Consider the following 18321-nt stretch of genomic DNA (forward strand, 5'->3'; position numbering starts at 1 on the left):
TATAAGTTAATTAAATCATCACCATTTGTCGCAACATATTAATAATTTAACCTCAAATCTCAAAAAACAAATCTTTTGTAATCACAAATCGCCCAATTTTTCAATTTTTATACTATCTACCTCTAGCATAGCTTGATTATTACTTTCAAATTCAAGTCTTAATCGAAGTCTACCTTCATTAACTTCAACTAATTCTTCATATTCAACAAATTCATCTCCATATTCAAGTTCAATTACAGATTGATTATTTGTAACAAGAATTAATCTAGACTTGTGTGCTGGTTTACTTGATTGCTTTGCTATAATACTTACCTTGTATATTCCATCTTCTAATGAAGAAATTGATTGCTCTAAATATTCAATCGCATTCTCACCTTCTATTATCAAATGGTTATTTTTAACTATAGCAATGCTATTATTACTCATCCAACCTTTTAAACCTGATGTAAAATCTCCATTAACTAATTTATCTATTGAATTATTGTTTACAATTTCTATCGACTTAGTAAAATCAATATTTTCAATTTTTATTTCATTTTTATCAAAAAATATCATATCCCAATATTCAATGATGGGAATTTTTATTTCTAGATATTTTCCATATTCATCTTCAAAATATTCTGGATATAAATTAATAATTTTGGAACTCAATCCAGTATCTGGCGATGTTAAATATGCAGTTTCATATTTCTCATCTGTGTAGTATTTTAAAGTAAAGTCATTGACAATTCTTGGCTTCATTTTTTCACCATCATTAGATCGCCAAGTGTTATCCATTACATCTAATAAATTTATAAGATGAATTACTTCATAATTATCATCTTCTTTAGAATAGCCCCAAATTGTATTTGCTTCTCCGTTATTAGAAAAATTCAATGAGTCTATAAGTATCTTTTTTTCATTATCTTCCAGTCCGTCTCTTAATAAATTTTGATAGGCAACTATGAAATTTTGATAATCTTTTTGCTTTTTTTGATGTACTTCTGTCATATATAAATTCCTACTAGGGAAATATTCATTAGATAACATTTGATTGCCATCACCAATTTCAATTCTTGAACCACCAGCAGAATAAACAGCTGCATCCATTAATAGAACAGCAGATTCATTAAACGGTAGATTAGAAAGATTCTTAGCGTAATCATAGTGAATATATGCTGGAACTATGAGCGATTTCCCTCCACTTTCTTTTCTCGTTTGATCTATTTCCATCTTAATAGAGTAATAAGTATCATACTGATTTCCTTCACTATCTCTATCCCACGGCCATATTTCTGCATATAGAACATCAACATTTGATTGATTGACTAGTTCAATGCCTTGTGCTCCAACAGGATTAAAAACTAAATCATATTGGCTACCTAAACGCTCTTTAACAATATTAAGGAACTCTCTATAACTGTCTTTTACATATTTCCCTTTATTCTCATCTCCGATGTCATCATAAGACCACATTTTCCCCCACTCACCAACCGTATCACCATGCCACCCATCAAAACCCATAATTTTCATTGCATCTATGTTTTTATCAATAATATAATTTTGCCAATTTGGATTATCAATATCGAAAAAATACAGATTGCTCTGTCCAGTCGGACTATACCCCATCGAAAATGTAAATGGGTCTCCTTTCATTTTACCTAATTCACCATGATCCTCCGCATAAAATAATCGCCACTCATCTTCAATACCGAATTTACGATAATTATTTGTTGCACCATAAACCATATTATAACTTAAACTAGAAATACCTAATCTTTTCGCATCATTAATATATGATTTTACTATATTTCCATCAACCTTTCTTCCTGCCCAATCCTCCCAAACCATTTCATCATTCGGAGGAATGGGTTGTTGATGCAAATACTTCCAATCATAGAATTCAATAGCATTAAATTGCCAATCTTTCATTTGATTAATCACTAATTGAGTATCAATATTTGATTGATAATCTGTTAAATAGCCATATCTAGGAAATTTATGCCAGCTTGATGAAACATCTAGTGCAGAAGTTTCCGAATCTATAAATTTTCCGTCTACACTATAGATTTCTACAAACAATAAATAACCTAAATAATCATTACTACCTACAGGAATATTAAAAATTACATTATTATTATTGTTCAAATCAACTATTATGTTACTTTCATCAATTAGTTTATCTAAATGAATTAAGGATAAATTAACTTCTACTTCGTCATTTAAGTTATCAATAAATGTGACTTCAATTTTCGCAACTTCTCCCGGTATATATCTTGCTTTATCTAAAATAATCCGATCTATCACTTCAAAATGGTGTTCTGAGGCAATAACTATTCCTGAGTTATTAAAATAAATCATAAATATAAGAGTTAATACACACCACTTAATTTTCATCAAATATTGCATCTCCTAGAATTTTGTTCAGTCTCCCTTAAATATTATTTTGTTAAATAGCATCGTTTTTACAACCCCATATATTGCTATTAATACAAAAACACTTAAGAATAGTATCAGATAGCGAATGTTACTTGAAAGTAACGATATAAAAATAATTAGTAAATCAATTAATATAGTGAAAGAAAATAATTTTACATTCCAAGTAATTAATTTAAAAGAGTTCCTTAATAAATCTTTTATTGAATGATATTTTTTATTTATTTGAAAAAATAAAGTTAATTCAAAATAATTTTTAAAGATTAAAATTGATAATAAAATTGTTAATCCTAAGACTGATAGTACTTCATCTATCAATGCCAAATAAGTTAAATCGTAAATAAAAATGATAGTGGCAATGAATGCAATACAACTAACTTTTATTTTCATTTTGAAGTTTGAAAATGATTCAGATGAAAAATTTGATATCACTGAAAAATCTTCTTTTTTGTAAATTTTATTACAATTAGAATAAAGCCCACTGATAGCACTAGGAATTGTGATAATAAAAATACTAAATAAACAAAATAGAAGATTAGTTAATAACAATTTAATGAAATAATCACTTAGAATATAAACATACTCAATCATTTTGTTTCTATTATTGAATTCCATCACTCTTTCACTGCCCCTACAACAATTCCAGTAACGAAATACTTTTGTAAAAATGGATAAATTGCAAGTAATGGTAAAACAGCTATAACTATTTTTGCGGCATTTAGGTTTCTATTTGAAACCTCGCTTAAAGTCTGGATATCAGAAGCAGATAAAGTTCCAGTATTTTGGATTAAATCTGCAAAATTAATTGTCATAGCTTGAATATAAGTCATTAGTGGATAGTTCTCAGTTTTAGTCATATAGATTAACCCACTAAAAAAGTCATTCCAACTTCCTACAATACTAAATAATGAAACTGTTGCTAATGATGGTAATGATACTGGTAAGTATACTTTTAACAATGTTTGAAGCGGAGTGGCTCCATCTATGTAAGCAGCTTCCTCAAGTGATTTAGGCACCCCTCTGAAAAAGTTCATAATTAATATAACACTTCCAATAGGAACAGCTCCTGGAAGAATTAATGCCCAAACTGTATTTAAAAGTCCTAAATTTCTAACTAATAAATACGTTGGAATCATACCTCCATTGAATAACATAGCAAAAATCATTATATTCATAAATATTTTTCTCGTTCTAAATACTTTATTACTCTTTGATAAAGGATATGCCATTGTTACAATTAAAATTAGATTTAAAATCAAGGCTACAACTACTCTAAAAACTGAAATGCCAAATGATCTCCAAAATTGAGCATCCTCCAAAATTTGTCTGTATGCTCCTAGAGTAAAATTTACTGGGAGTAATGCCACTTGATTAGCTAATACAGCGTTACTACTACTAAAAGAAATAGCAACTACATTCCAAAGTGGAACCAAACACGACAGACCTAAAATGATTACAATCAAATATATTATAGTTTTTCTTACTTTTCCTTCATCATTCATATTAATTCTCCTAACTAAAACATTACTCGATTTGTAGTTTTTTCAGCTATCTTATTTGATCCCCAGATAAGTATTAAACCAACTATAGATTTTACTAAACCAACAGCTGTACCTAAACTATACTCTCTACTTATCAGCCCTATTCTATAAATGTAAGTATCCAAAATATCCCCTCTTTCATAAACTACTGGAGAATATAAATTGTAGACTTGATCAAACCCGGCATTTAATATATTTGGTAAATTCAATATAGTTGTTAAAAGAATAAAAGGCATCATTCCAGGTAATGTTACATTCCAAACTTTTTGAAACCAATTAGCCCCATCCATAGTTGCAGCTTCATATAATCCAGGATCAATAGCAGTTATTGCAGCTAAAAATATGACGGAATTATATCCAAATTCTTTCCAAACATCTGTTCCAATCAAAAGATTTGGGAATATTGTATTACTGCCTAAAAAATTTAGTGGGCTTCTTCCTAAGGAAATTAATATTTGATTGACGGTACCATCAAGGTTAGATAAATTAGAAACAATTGGTGCAAGTACAACCCAAGAAAGAAAATGAGGTAAATACACAATAGTTTGTATTGATTTTTTTAACCATCTAATTCTTATTTCATTCAAAAGAATAGCAAAAATAATCGGAATTAATGTATTAAAGAATATTTTCCAAAAAGCAATATAAATAGTATTATAAGTAACTTTCCTTATATCAGGTAAATTAAACAAATAACGGAAATTATCTAACCCAACAAATTCAGAACCTGTTAATCCTCTGGCGGGAATATAATCTTGAAAAGCCATTATTAATCCCCCCATAGGTATATAAGCGAAAATCAATAAAAATAGAATGCCAGGGAGAACCATTGCAATATATATTAATTCATTTTTAAAATTTATTTTTTTCTTTTTTACTCTTACTGTTGACCCATTCATATTTCCACCTCATCAATCTAAAAATAATAAGACATTCATTAAGAATGCCTCATTAATTTTTTTAATTATTATCGATATCAGCTTGCATCTCCGCCAAAACATCTGTCCCACCTTGATTGTGCCATGTTTCAACGTAACTATCAAAATTATCTAGTGATTCTTCACCAGTAATGAATTTGATAAAAGTTTCTTCTTGAAGTTTATCTAATTGTGCTCCATTTCGCTCCATTGCTTTAATATCATAAAAACGAGGTGGGAAAATTTCTGTTAATGAATTAGAATCCCTTAAGGAATTCATTAAATTATCTATGGCTTCAACTCTTGAAGCATACTTAGCCCATTCCACTGGTTCACTATTTGAAGGATCCTCGTAATATGATTTTATCAAACCCACATTTTGAATTGCTTCAATACTTGGTAGTTCTTCAACAGGAATTTCATCCAAAGCACCTAATGCAGTTGCTCTACCTTCTTCAAGTAAATATTCTGCATGTAACACTTCCATATTAAATGGTCTAGCAGTACCATCTACACCAGTGTTTAAGTATTCTGCTATTGTTGGGAATTCTTCATTGATATTCATACTATTAGGAATTTCATCATATATTAGATTGATGATCTGTATTGCTAATTCTGGATGTTCATAATCACTCCTTACCACTACATATTGGTTTGGACCTTTGTTTGATATTGAAGATACATGTCCTTCCTCAGATTGACTTTCAATTGCATATGGAACGAAAACAGCATTCGAATTGGATTGTCTAGTTTGAATTAAATTCCAGTCAGGTATGTGCCATGGTCCAGCAACAATACCAGTTTCTTCATTGATAATCATCGCAGTAATGTCATCATTTGTACGGGTACCAAATTGTGGATCAATAATTCCTTCATTAAATAAATCTCTTAAAAATTCAAGCGTTTGTTTCATTTCAGGAGTATTTGATCCATAATAAAGTTGATTATTATCATCTAGAAGAAACTCTTTTGGATATGCACCAAATGAATTTGCTATACCAGTAGCTGCGAAAGTAGATCCACCAGCTGTTGAAGAAGTTAACCAGTAATTAAATGGAATACCAACTGGACGCCCAGTTTCTCCTAAATCAGCTTCCATGAATGCACGCGCCACTTCTACCAATTGACTAAGCGAAATGACTCTATCACCATCTGGATCAATGTCCAAACCTAATTCATCTAACCAATCTTGTCTTAACCAGAACATACTCGGTCCTAAATCTACACTTGTTCCCGATAAGGCATACATTCTATCATCAAAAGAAATAGCATTTAGTATTGAGTCATCATATGATGAGTAGATTTCTTTTATATAATCGCTTGCATATTCTTCATAAATATCTGTTAAATCAGCTATCAATTCATTTTCATATAGTTCTTGAACCACATCTCTATCACCAACAATCATCATATCTGGAAGTTCACCAGAAGCAATGGCTAATGATACTTGTCTCTCATAATCTTCACCATTAGCTTCGAATGCACTTTGAATTTGAACATTTAATCTTTCATTAACTAACCTTGTATAGGCATTATCTTCGTAAGTATCACCATCAGGTAATTTAGGGTTAGTGCTGGTTTGTCGTCCCATATTAATAACAATAGGCTCTTGAGCTTGAACATTTGCTACGACACCTAATAAATTTACACTTAGTAAACTTGCCGCAAAAATCTTTGATAAATTTCTTAACATATATACATTCCTCCCTTGATACTTATAGGATATAGCAAACGTTTTCAAACGACAATAATAGTTTTTCCCTTTTTATTGAATAAAATCCTTTACATTTAGAATATTTAATAAAAGTATAACAAAAAGTAATTATTATGATATGATAACACTAATGGAAAGGCTACCAATACTTTAGCTGCTTCTATATTATTTTTAGCAAAGAAGGAAAGATAAATGAGTGATAAAATATTACTTGTAGATGATCATATAGATGAATTGAATATGCTATCTTTTATTATTTCTAAACATTTTCCTCAATATCAATTAGTGACAGCTCTAAATGGAAAACAAGGAATACAACTATATAATACAATGTCTTTTGACTTTATAATTACCGATGTTCAAATGCCGATAATGAATGGGATAGAAATGATTAAAATTATAAGAATCAAGGAACCTAATATCCCCGTCTTATTTATTAGCGGTTTTGATGAATTTAAATATGTAAAAGAAGCAATCACTCTTCAAGTTATCGAATATTTACTCAAACCTATTGAACCAAAGGTATTAGTAAAACAAATTAAAACAATTATACAAAATAAACGAATAAACGAAGGACATTTGAAAGAGATTCAGGAGTTAGAATTAAATACTAGTAAACATCTTATAGTAGAATTGATCAATGGAAAACTATATTCTGAATTTAGTTTAGAGGAACAACAATTGATTATTAAATATACTTCTACAAGCTTTTACATAATACTTATTGAGGTAAATGTATTTAATTCAAGCGGATATAGTTTAATAAAACAATTCTTAGCAAAAATGAATAAATATGATTATATATTAATCAGTCCTAGAGAAAGTTTATTTATTATACCTGCTAACAAAAAAGCTGATCTAAATGCTATTAAACAAGAATTTATTGAAAAATTAGATAATAATCTAATTAATTTAGTTAATTTATATGTTTCTAGAAACATAAGTCATCCAAAAAATACTTTTGAAGAGTTCTCTAATCTAAAAAATAATACACTTAAAAATTTTTATGAAGTAAATTCTACCGATAATTCTATTGCCAAAAAAGATGAAGATTTTTTTCTTTACCAACAGACTCATTTAGAAAATATAAAACAATTTATCCATGCACAAAACATCGAATCTCTAGAAACATATTTAAATCAATTGATTGATGATTTAATCCTTGAAACACCTTATTCACCCAATTATATACGTTTTTTCTTCAGCAATATATTCGAAAAAATAATTACAAATTTTGATTTGAACATAGCGAATTATGACAAAATATTTAGTCAACTTATTAACTCACAGCATATTTCTGAAATAAAAAAATACATCGATCAAATATTTAGAGATCTATATGAAAGAGAAAAAATACTTGACTATAGTGGTGACCTCTATGTTAATGAGACAAAAAAATATATTCTCAATCATTATAATCAAAACTTTTCACTGGAAGATATCTCTGACTATATTGGTTTATCTCCAAAATATATTAGTGATATATTTTCTAGAAATGAAGGTGTCGGTATTTCAAAATTCACAAATAAAATCAGGATAGATAAAGCAACAGAACTATTGCAAAATACAAATCATAATATTGGACAAATTGGATTACTCGTAGGGTATAGCAATGATGCTTATTTTATTAGGAAATTCAAAGAGATTATCGGGATGACACCAAATGCATATCGTATTAAATATTATAGGAACGAATTATGAGAACAAAGCGCATCAAAATAAATAAACCTACTTCAATTAAAAAAAGAATACTGAAAATTACCTTAGCAAGCAGTTTAGTCCCATTATGTATCACTTTGATTGTTGGTATTATTAGTATTAGGAATTACATAATTACCACTGAGATTGAAAGTCAACAAGAGTATGCTAGAATCATTACTTATAATCTGAACTCAAAAATCCAATCTTATAATGAATCACTCTCATATTTAGTTCATAATGATATTTTACTTGATGTTATTTCAGAAGATCAAACAACTAATTTCGATATGTATGATGCTTATCGAAATTATATTAATCCAATCTTTAATACTGTACTAGATCAACATAGTGACATTGAAAGCATTACTTTATACACTAACAAACCCTTGTATGATCATGGTCAATATATAAAACATTTATCAGAAGAAGAGATTCACTCTAAATTTGATTTAAATCGTTATAGTATTAATAAATTTAAATTTAACAAAGAAAATAACAAGATAGAAGTTTATAATCAAATTGTTAGAAACGATATTGATACGTTAAATGTTATATCAATTTCTATTAATTTAAATGCATTTTATGAACCGATATTCCCAATAAGAGCAGGAACAGAAAATATTATCATACAAAATGCTAACACGAAAGATAGGGTGTTTGAATTTAGTAATCAAAACGAGCCAGACTCTTTCATACAATCGTCTATTCTTTCAAGATTACTATTTATACCGGAATTCACCTATCAATCATTTGACTTGAATAATAATTGGAGCGGTACAATAAAAAGCAATATTTCATCATTATATGAAATAACTAATCTCATAATAATAATAGGATTGATATCAATAATTTTCATTTTTCTTTTAACCTTTTATTTATTAAGATATTTAACAAATACAATAGCAAATCCCATTAGTAACCTAGTCTATGAAATGAGCCAAATTAATGAAACAAATTTTGAAATTCAGAAAAAATATTACAGTCAAGATGAGATTGGTTCTCTTTATCAAAGCTTCTCTGATATGTTGAAGCGTATCAATTCTTTAATTAATGATGTTTACAATGCTGAGGTTTTAAAGCAAAAAAGTGAGTTAAAATCCTTACAATCTCAAATTAATCCACACTTTTTTTATAACTCACTTTCATTAATCAACAATAAAGCAATACTTAGTGAAAATGAAGACATAAGTGAAATGGCTCAACTGCTATCAAAATATTTCAGATTGAGCTTGAATCAAGGAAATGAAACCATACCAGTAAAAAATGAAATGGAACTAACAATTTCTTATGCAAAAATTCAACAAAAAATGCAAAATAATGCATTTAAAATCGATATTGATATTGATGAATCAATTTATCAATTTGAAATGATAAATTTAATCATACAACCTTTTGTAGAGAATGCTATTATTCATGGACTATCTTCAATTGAAGATGATAGAATACCAGTGTTAAATATAACAGCTCGAAATATAGACGACACTCTACAATTCATTATAAAAGACAATGGTATTGGGATGGAACAAACTCTGGTTGATAGCCTTTTAAGTTATAAAAGTCAACATTACGGAATTAAAAATGTAGAGCAAAGATTAAACTTATATTACGGTACAAGAGCTACAATTCAAATTAGTTCAGAAAAAGATATCGGAACTATAGTCATTCTTAATATTTCATCAGCATTGAAAATAAGTTAACTAATACGTAAAAATAATCCTACACCTAGATTTCAAAACTAGTTGTAGGATTATTTCTCTATATACTATAAACCGATTATAAACTAAAACGCCTCGTCATCCTCAACCACATGTCCATCCACATCATCGATATCCAGCTCTTCACGACGAGTCGTTTCGGTAACTGTTTCATGGTCAGTATGACGTGTTTTTTCAACTTCAAACTCATCCGTCACCACGGTATCTTTCGATAAAACCACTTCTTCTTCAGACACAGGAATCACGATATCTTCCTCAACTAACTCTTCATCATCCATACCTTCAGTTGGGGTGGTACGACGAATATGAATTTCTTCGCGTTCAACAGGCACTTCAATGGTTTCCGTATCTTCAACAATTTCTTTTGAAATATGCACTTCGCCATCCTCTTTACGACGCACATCCGCATGAACGCGTTCCTCATGTAGACGAATACGATCCGTGTCAGCATCTAAATCCACTTCTCCAACACCATCATAGTCATCTTCTAAATGAACATCATCATCAACTGTATAATCCGTATCATATATAAGTGGGTCTTCATCATCCAAACGCATTTCATCATTTAATGAACCATCTGTATAGTCTACTTCATCCACATATTGATTGCCATACGCAACATCATCCACGATAACATCATCACTTTGAGAGTCATCAACCGCCGGGTGTTCCGTATTAAATAAAGGAATCCGATCTTCATAATCTTGGTCAATTAAAACCAATAAATCACCACGATCCAAAGAATCTCTATACTCATTGAAATCGACATTGACAAACTCATCTGAATTTACATCATCATCCCAATTAAATAAACGGGCAAAGAAGCCACGGTTATCTTCTTGATCATCTAATAAATCTCTATAAGCAGTAAATTCAACATCTCCATTATAACCATGGTCCGTATCCCCCACAACCGATACACTCGTGCGTGGCACACCTTGATCCAAGATGTAACGAACTGCATCCTCTGTTTCAGTCACTGATTGGTAAACACCATAAACATACTTTCTTGCCATTACTTAACACCCTTTCTAATATAATTATTAAAGCAATTATATTATATTTTATAAATAAAGTGTTAATAATATGACTCAATAAACTTTAAATAAATATCGCTTCGGACTATGTTTAAAGCAACGAATTCCTATCCATACGATTATTTAATTAACTTAATAGGTTTGAACTATAAAATAAATATTTTTATTTATTTAACAAAAAAATCTCTCTATTCAACAAATATGCTGACTAGAGAGATAATTAGTTATAAAATCACTTACTCGATTGGGTCACTATTCGCGGCATTTTCTCCAGCAATAGTACCAAAGGTAAATACGTCAGAAATAGCATTACCACCTAGACGATTCCCTGCATGAACGCCACCAGTAACTTCTCCAGCTGCCCATAAACCAGGAATGACATTCCCTTCTGTGTCTAGCACTTCAGTTTTCTCATTAATTTTAATCCCACCCATAGTATGATGCAAGGAAGCTTTACGAGGTGAAATAACAATACCATACCCTTCAGTATTATCAATGAAATCTAAATCAATCGCTCCAGAAATTACTTCTTTTCCAAAGTCAGGATCATGTTGCTCAGCAGCATAAGAATTGTATTGTTCAATTGTTGCACGTAATTGTTCTTCAGTAAATGCTGGTATTTGTCCAGCAGCTGCTTCCTGAGTCGCTTCTGCTAGTTCTGCCAAAGTTTCACCATACCAAATATGTCCAGTATTCAACATATTTTCAACTGTATTTCCAAATAATGAATCTTCTAAAGTTGAACCTTTAAGTAGTTCACCACTACCGTCAGGAACACCTGCATAAATTATGTAGAAAATACCATTTTCTTGTTCTAATGAAGCTTGAGCTAAAACATCACGTTCAGCGTACTCATTTACGAAACGCTCACCATCTGCATTAATCCAAATTTGTGCTCCAGCATCTGCCCAAATACCATCAGTCATAGTACCTTTAACAGGCGAAGAAGAAGGCATTAATTGAGCAATTCCCATATCTACAACATCTGCACCAACTGCTTGTGCCATAACAATACCATCACCTTCATTTGTTCCAACGTTGGTTGATAATGTTCTATCGGTTAAGTCATCGCCCCAATATTCATCGTATTCTTTAACCATGGCTGGATTAGCAGAATAACCTCCTGAAGCAATAATAACACCATGAATTGTATTGAAAGTAATTTGACTACCATCTGCTTGAACTGCCTTTACGCCAATTACAGCACCATCGTCGTTTGTAATTAATTCTGTCCCACGAGTTTCTTTATAAACCTCAACCCCAGCACTTAAAGCGGCATCTTCTAAAATATCAATTCGCTCTTCACCAGCAATAAAAGTATGTGTTCTTGGCCACATGGCACCTAGAACTGTATATAGACCTTTTTGGCCATTTCCAGCTTCAGCATTTTCACCATAAGAAGGCTCTAAACCAACTTCATCCATCCATTCAACGGCGCCAAAGGCTCCTTCAGCGAGAGTTTTAGCTAATTCATAATCTGGAGCAACCCATGTACCATCATTTAACTCTCTTAATCCACCTGTATAAGTATGCCACATATGTAAAGCGACCGAGTCAAAACCAGGCATATCAACCCCCGCTTCAGTTCCTTCATTATCTTCATAATATTTCGTGATATCTGCTTGCAATTGTTCTAAAACAGCTTGCCATTCAGGGAATTCTTCAAATTTCAAATTTTCATCATCACTAGTTAATGCTAAATAACTATCTAACGTGTCTTTTTGAGCTTCTGATAATATCATAATTTTTTGGGCTTCAGGATCCACAGCGTTAATCGCATCTCCCGCCATTAGAGTATTGCCACCTAAAAAAGAACTTTTCTCAATTAAAATGACATTTTTACCTTCTTGTGCTGCAGTAATTGCCGCAGAAAATCCAGCTCCACCTCCACCAATAACTAATATATCAGTACTAATCTCTTGATTTTCCGAAGGTGTTAAAACAACTTCATTGGCTTTCATCGCGTCTACATCCAGACCTGCTTCTTCAGCCGCAGCTGTTACGGCTCTTATTATTGCATTACTAGAAAGAGTTGCACCAGTAACAACATCCATCGATAAACTCTGATACTCTATAATTTGCTGTGGAATTCGTTCAAAAGCAACCCGAGCAACTGAAACAGTCTCACTATTTACCGGGAAAGTAATATCTGTAATCTGATTATTTTCTACAGTAATCTCTGCTGTAATTGGTCCTTGCATCCCACTACTACTACCTTGGAAAACACCATCTACTGCTGTCGCATGATCTAAGTTAATCCCTCCAATTGCCAATAACATAACTAAGAAAACAACTAGCCATTTCCCAATTTTCTTAACCATCAAATCAACCTCCTATGTTATAGTCTTCACATAATCTATGAATTAAGTATAACTTTCTCAATCTTTATCGTCAAGATAACAATAAGTTTTAAATATATATAATAGCGAATTAATATATTTATAAAAGCGTTTTACCGGTTGACCTAATCCGATTTATATAAAAATATTTCATTGAACTCGTCATGCCAATCCAAAGAAATATTCACTATTCAATAATTTGTGCAAAAGTTAACGAACATGAACACCCATTCAATTATTATTTCTTTTTTCATCACATTTCCTCTTGCGCTAGTAAACTCAAGAATCATTTACCCTTAACATCAAAAAGAACCAAGATTTTTTAAATAATTGCCTCAATAACGCACTGGCCTACTCGACTCAGGACGAATTCACAATTTTCTAAAAATACTCGGTTCTTAAAACGCTTATTCATATTTAACTAATCACAGTTACTACCTACAAATTCTCCACATACCAATCAATCGCTTCCTGAATCCCGCGCTCAAAACTATACTCTGGATCATACCCCAACAATTCACGCGCCTTACTCACATCCGCATTACTATGCTTAATATCCCCCGGACGGTCCGGTCCAAACACCGGCTCCACATCCTTACCTAAAGCCTGCGCCAAAGCATAGTACACATCAATCAAATACTCACGCCCGCCATAAGCAATATTAAACGCTTGCCCAGCCACCTCACTCGATGCCAAACACGCCTTCAAATTCGCCTCAATGACATTTTCAATATAAGTAAAATCCCGACTCTGCTTACCATCGCCATTAATCACCGGCACTTCATCATTCAACAACATCTTAATGAACTTCGGAATGACCGCCGCATAAGCCCCGTCCGGATCCTGGCGTCGCCCAAACACATTGAAATACCGCATCCCATAAGTATCCAAACCATACAACGTCTTGTACAACTTGCCATACTCTTCATTGGTCTTCTTGGTCAAGGCATAAGGCGACAACAAATTCCCCTCGCGCCCTTCCTGCTTCGGTAAATTCGGCTCGTCCCCATACACCGACGAACTCGACGCGTAAACAAACTTCTTCACACCCTTTTGCACCGACGCCTCCATCATATTCAGCGTCCCCTGCACATTCACCTTTTCATAATGCTGAGGCATCTCAATCGACCGCGGCACACTGCCCCACGCCGCCTGATGCAAGACATAATCAATCCCATCCGCCGCCTCTAAGCACGTATCGAAATCCACAATGTCCCCTTCGATAAATTCACACTGCGCATTACCCAAAAACGGCTCAATATTTTCAATATGCCCATTAGACAAATCATCCAAAATCCGCACAAAATAGCCTTTATCCAGCAACACTTCCACTAAATTCGACCCAATAAAACCAGCCCCGCCAGTCACCAAAAACCGACTGCCGTCCGGAAACGCAACATCTTGATAACCCACCCAAGGACCCCCTTATAACTTCCAATAAATATAATTGCTATTCTCGAAGTCCGCACGCTCATACATGGACTTCACATCAATTAACACCTTCGGACCATTATCCGCATACAATGTATCAAAGTCTTCCACCGTCAACGTCTTATATTCATCATGACTCACGGCTACAATCACCGCATCCATGTCACGAATATCATCCATAGCCACAAAGTCCAAACCATATTCATGCTTAGCTTCTTTCGCATCTGCTACCGCATCCGTAATCAATGGTGTAATCCCGTACTCTTCCAACTCATGCACAATATCAATCACCCGTGTATTTCGCGTATCAGGGGTATTTTCTTTAAAAGTAAAGCCAACTATCGCCACCTTAGCATGTTTGACTGGACGATCCGCTTCAATCAATTTCTTAATCACATTTTCCACAATATATTTACCCATATCATCATTAATCCGACGACCGGATAGAATAATTTGGGAATGATAGCCCTCTTGTTCCGCTTTATAGGTCAAATAATAAGGATCCACCCCAATACAGTGACCGCCAACAAGCCCCGGCGTAAACTTCAAAAAGTTCCACTTTGTCCCCGCAGCCCGCAAGACCGCATTCGTATCAATATCCATCTTATTAAAGATCATCGCTAATTCATTCATAAAAGCAATATTGATATCCCGTTGCGAATTTTCAATCACCTTAGCCGCTTCCGCCACTTTAATCGACTCCGCTTTATGGACCCCAGCTTCCACCACGATTTCATACACTTTGGCAATCACATCGAGTGATTCTTCGTCCATCCCAGAAACCACTTTAACGATATTTTCTAAACGGTGCTCTTTATCACCCGGATTTATCCGTTCCGGCGAATAGCCCACTTTAAAGTCGACACCCGCCTTCAAACCAGATTCCTCTTCCAAAATCGGAATACAAATCTCTTCCGTCACTCCCGGATAAACCGTCGATTCAAAGACCACATAGGAACCCTTGGTTAAATTTTGCCCCAAAGTCTTAGTCGCCGACCGCACAGGACGCAAATCTGGCACCTTATCCTCTGTTATCGGCGTCGGCACCGCTACAATATGAAACTTAGCTTCCTTCAAGCGACTCGCATCCGCCGTAAAATCCACTGATGTCGCCTTAATCGCCTCATCACCGACTTCATTCGTCGGATCAAAGCCTTGTAAATACAAGTCTACTTTTTCCGCATTGTAGTCGTAACCCAACACATCCACATGTTTGGCAAAAGACACCGCAATCGGCATTCCCACATAACCTAAGCCCACCAGTGATATTTTTTCTTGGCGGTTCATTATTTTTTCATATAAATCCATGTCATCCCTCTTATCTTTTAATAAATATTCCTTTTTATTATACTACAATTTTCTTCTAAGCATATAGATTTTGTGATTCACTTTACAATTTCCTTACATTATATGATAAACTGAGTGATACGAATTATAGTTATACAGTGAAAAGTATAATTATATATTGTATAATTATACAGAGGTGATATTATGGACAAAACCAAGGAAACAGTCGAGCTAAGAAAATGGGGAAATAGCAATGCCATCTTGATTCCAAACAGCTTAATCAAAAAATATAACCTAAAAGCTGGAGACTCTCTAGATATTATTGAAGAGGAGTCAACACTTATGATAAAAACGGAAAAAAGACCTGATACGACCCATATCGACATCGCTGAACGAATAATCAATAAAAACTTAGATGTCTTTCTACGTTTAAAAGATAAATAAGATAATGATCTATTTAACAACTATACAGGTTATCGAGATACATGACACTGTCATTAGACTTTCAGGTGGATTTCCAGGGGTTAAAAACAATGGCCAATTAGATAGTGTATTGAATAATATACAAAACGATGATTCGTATCCTAGCCTGTCAGATAAAATGGCTCATTTAATGTTTTCAATCATAAAAAGTCACTTATTTTTCGATGGCAACAAGCGAACAGCAATTGCCACGACTTCAGTCCTTTTAGAGCTAAATGGGTATCCATTAGCCGCTGAAACATTACCCGTAATTTTTGAAGACATCGTTGTAGGCATCGCCGAAAATCTAATCAAAAAAGAAGACATAAAAAAATTAATCGAAGATATAATAAACGAGACCACATTACTATCATAGGTCTCGTTTTTCACTATCAACTCACAAACCGCGCCTCCAACCATTCACTCACACGGTTCAACCGCTCTTTCAACCCAAAATCCAAATCCACTTGCTTACCCTCATACCGCACATCCCCGGCACGATATTCAAACCATACAAACACAAAATTATGAATCAACCAAAACCACAAAAAATTAAACAAGGTATTCGGAATAAAACCAGCGACAATAAAAGCCAACAACCAAGTCGCCACAAATTTCCCAATCCCACTCTTATACACAACACTCCAATAAAAAGCCGTCAAAAAGACCCGCACATGATACAAAGCATACACAATAAAATACGGCACCCCATACTCAACCAGCATCCCCATCCACCAATTGTGCATCACATTATAGCCCGCCGTGTAATGATAATTAAAATGCGCCATATAATATTCCGTATTCCCGGCCCCAACACCCAAATAATTACTCGCCTTCAAATGCTGCCAACCATTCCGAATCAAATTCAAACGCACCACAAACGACCCATCACTCCACAACGCATCCATAATCTCAGAATACATCAGCACAACCGTCATCAAAGCCGCCAGCAAAATCAAACCCAAAGTAATCCGCCGCAGCCAACCTTGCCGAATCTGCAAAATAAAATAAAAAATAATAGCATAAAACGCCGCAAACAAAATCCCTCGCGAATGCACAAAATAGATCATCAACAAACTACTTAAAATAAATATCCCCTTAAACCCCACCAGTAACCCTTTCTTAACACGGGAAACAACCTCACCTTCAAAAGGCTGCCAACTCAATACAAAAATCAACCCAAACAAACTCAGTAAAGCAAAATCATTCACATTACCAAAAAACGTCATTCCCCCCGATAATTGAAAGGTCTCAATTAATTCAGCGATATTTATTGTTAAAGACCCCATGTAACGGTACAAATCATACCAAGCAACCAAGTTGTGAACAACCACAATCCCCACCAAAAACCAACTCAACTGCTTGCGAAACCCATCCAAAGGCAATAAATAACATAGCGCAAACGCAAAAACCACCGTCACAAACAAAATACCGTTCGCCGTAATCCAACTAGCCCGGTCAACCACCCAAAAAATCGACAGCAACGACCACAATAACAAGATCGCCATCAATACCGTGTAAGGATTCAACACCTGCCTAAACCGAATCCGCCCCTGCGCCAACCCCCAAACCAAAGACAGCAGAATAACCGCCGCAACGCCCACCTGCATATAAACACTGGTATCAAAAGGAAAAAACGCTAAAAGAATCGCCAAATAAATAAGCCCAATAAGCCATTTTTGCACACCGAAACACCTCATTTCAAAGAAAACTACATGGCATGCGTTTATTATCACATGTTTGCCAGTCAAATGACAACGAA

At 33.5% G+C, this 18321-nt stretch carries 14 protein-coding genes; 4 read left to right on the forward strand and 10 right to left on the reverse strand.

The annotated features are described in order from the left end of the window. Nucleotides 1-81 precede the first annotated feature (81 nt). The 5 genes from NRE15_RS05685 to NRE15_RS05705 all read right to left on the reverse strand — a co-directional run bounded on the left by NRE15_RS05685 (nucleotide 82) and on the right by NRE15_RS05705 (nucleotide 6566). Nucleotides 82-2376: a glycoside hydrolase family 66 protein gene (locus NRE15_RS05685; protein ID WP_313794958.1), complete on the reverse strand. Its 2295-nt coding sequence runs from the start codon at nucleotides 2374-2376 to the stop codon at nucleotides 82-84. Between the two features lie 27 nt (nucleotides 2377-2403). Continuing rightward, a complete protein-coding gene (locus tag NRE15_RS05690; protein ID WP_313794629.1) occupies nucleotides 2404-3033 on the reverse strand; it encodes a hypothetical protein in 630 nt (209 codons plus the stop codon). Then, the gene (locus tag NRE15_RS05695; protein WP_313794630.1) at nucleotides 3030-3917 is read right to left on the reverse strand and encodes a carbohydrate ABC transporter permease; all 888 of its coding nucleotides are present in this window, start codon (nucleotides 3915-3917) and stop codon (nucleotides 3030-3032) included. The genes NRE15_RS05690 and NRE15_RS05695 overlap by 4 nt, the downstream gene beginning before the upstream one ends. A 14-nt stretch (nucleotides 3918-3931) precedes the next feature. Continuing rightward, the gene (locus NRE15_RS05700) at nucleotides 3932-4786 is read right to left on the reverse strand and encodes an ABC transporter permease (protein ID WP_390887194.1); all 855 of its coding nucleotides are present in this window, start codon (nucleotides 4784-4786) and stop codon (nucleotides 3932-3934) included. A gap of 130 nt (nucleotides 4787-4916) precedes the next feature. Further along, nucleotides 4917-6566, reverse strand: coding sequence for an extracellular solute-binding protein (locus NRE15_RS05705; protein WP_313794632.1), 1650 nt, complete (start codon nucleotides 6564-6566; stop codon nucleotides 4917-4919). A gap of 213 nt (nucleotides 6567-6779) precedes the next feature. Between NRE15_RS05705 and NRE15_RS05710 the strand changes: the two genes are divergently transcribed. Beyond that, on the forward strand, nucleotides 6780-8288 hold the full coding sequence (locus NRE15_RS05710; RefSeq protein WP_313794633.1) for a response regulator: 1509 nt from the start codon (nucleotides 6780-6782) through the stop codon (nucleotides 8286-8288). Further along, a complete protein-coding gene (locus NRE15_RS05715; RefSeq protein ID WP_313794634.1) occupies nucleotides 8285-9985 on the forward strand; it encodes a sensor histidine kinase in 1701 nt (566 codons plus the stop codon). Before NRE15_RS05710 ends, NRE15_RS05715 begins: the two co-directional genes overlap by 4 nt. A gap of 83 nt (nucleotides 9986-10068) precedes the next feature. Here the strand turns inward: NRE15_RS05715 and NRE15_RS05720 are convergent, their stop codons facing one another. From NRE15_RS05720 to NRE15_RS05735, 4 genes are all read right to left on the reverse strand, one after another. Then, nucleotides 10069-11019: a YsnF/AvaK domain-containing protein gene (locus tag NRE15_RS05720; protein WP_313794635.1), complete on the reverse strand. Its 951-nt coding sequence runs from the start codon at nucleotides 11017-11019 to the stop codon at nucleotides 10069-10071. A gap of 257 nt (nucleotides 11020-11276) precedes the next feature. Beyond that, complete coding sequence (locus tag NRE15_RS05725; RefSeq protein ID WP_313794636.1) at nucleotides 11277-13361, reverse strand: FAD-dependent oxidoreductase; 2085 nt, start codon at nucleotides 13359-13361, stop codon at nucleotides 11277-11279. A gap of 456 nt (nucleotides 13362-13817) precedes the next feature. Continuing rightward, the gene (locus NRE15_RS05730; protein WP_313794637.1) at nucleotides 13818-14792 is read right to left on the reverse strand and encodes an SDR family oxidoreductase; all 975 of its coding nucleotides are present in this window, start codon (nucleotides 14790-14792) and stop codon (nucleotides 13818-13820) included. A 12-nt stretch (nucleotides 14793-14804) separates the two neighbouring features. Continuing rightward, complete coding sequence (locus tag NRE15_RS05735) at nucleotides 14805-16118, reverse strand: nucleotide sugar dehydrogenase (RefSeq protein ID WP_313794638.1); 1314 nt, start codon at nucleotides 16116-16118, stop codon at nucleotides 14805-14807. Nucleotides 16119-16301: 183 nt separating this feature from the next. Here NRE15_RS05735 and NRE15_RS05740 point away from each other — a divergent pair, with 183 nt between their 5' ends. Continuing rightward, nucleotides 16302-16541: an AbrB/MazE/SpoVT family DNA-binding domain-containing protein gene (locus tag NRE15_RS05740; RefSeq protein WP_313794639.1), complete on the forward strand. Its 240-nt coding sequence runs from the start codon at nucleotides 16302-16304 to the stop codon at nucleotides 16539-16541. A gap of 4 nt (nucleotides 16542-16545) precedes the next feature. After that, entirely contained in the window at nucleotides 16546-16935 is a 390-nt protein-coding gene (locus tag NRE15_RS05745; protein WP_313794640.1) for a type II toxin-antitoxin system death-on-curing family toxin, read from the forward strand. Nucleotides 16936-16951: 16 nt separating this feature from the next. On the opposite strand, the gene NRE15_RS05750 is transcribed toward NRE15_RS05745, so the two are convergent. Next, nucleotides 16952-18244, reverse strand: a complete 1293-nt coding sequence (locus NRE15_RS05750) for an O-antigen ligase family protein (RefSeq protein ID WP_313794641.1) — start codon at nucleotides 18242-18244, stop codon at nucleotides 16952-16954. Between the last annotated feature and the right edge of the window lie 77 nt (nucleotides 18245-18321).

The sequence above is a fragment of the Fundicoccus culcitae genome (assembly GCF_024661895.1).
Classification (GTDB): Bacteria; Bacillota; Bacilli; order Lactobacillales; family Aerococcaceae; genus Fundicoccus_A; species Fundicoccus_A culcitae.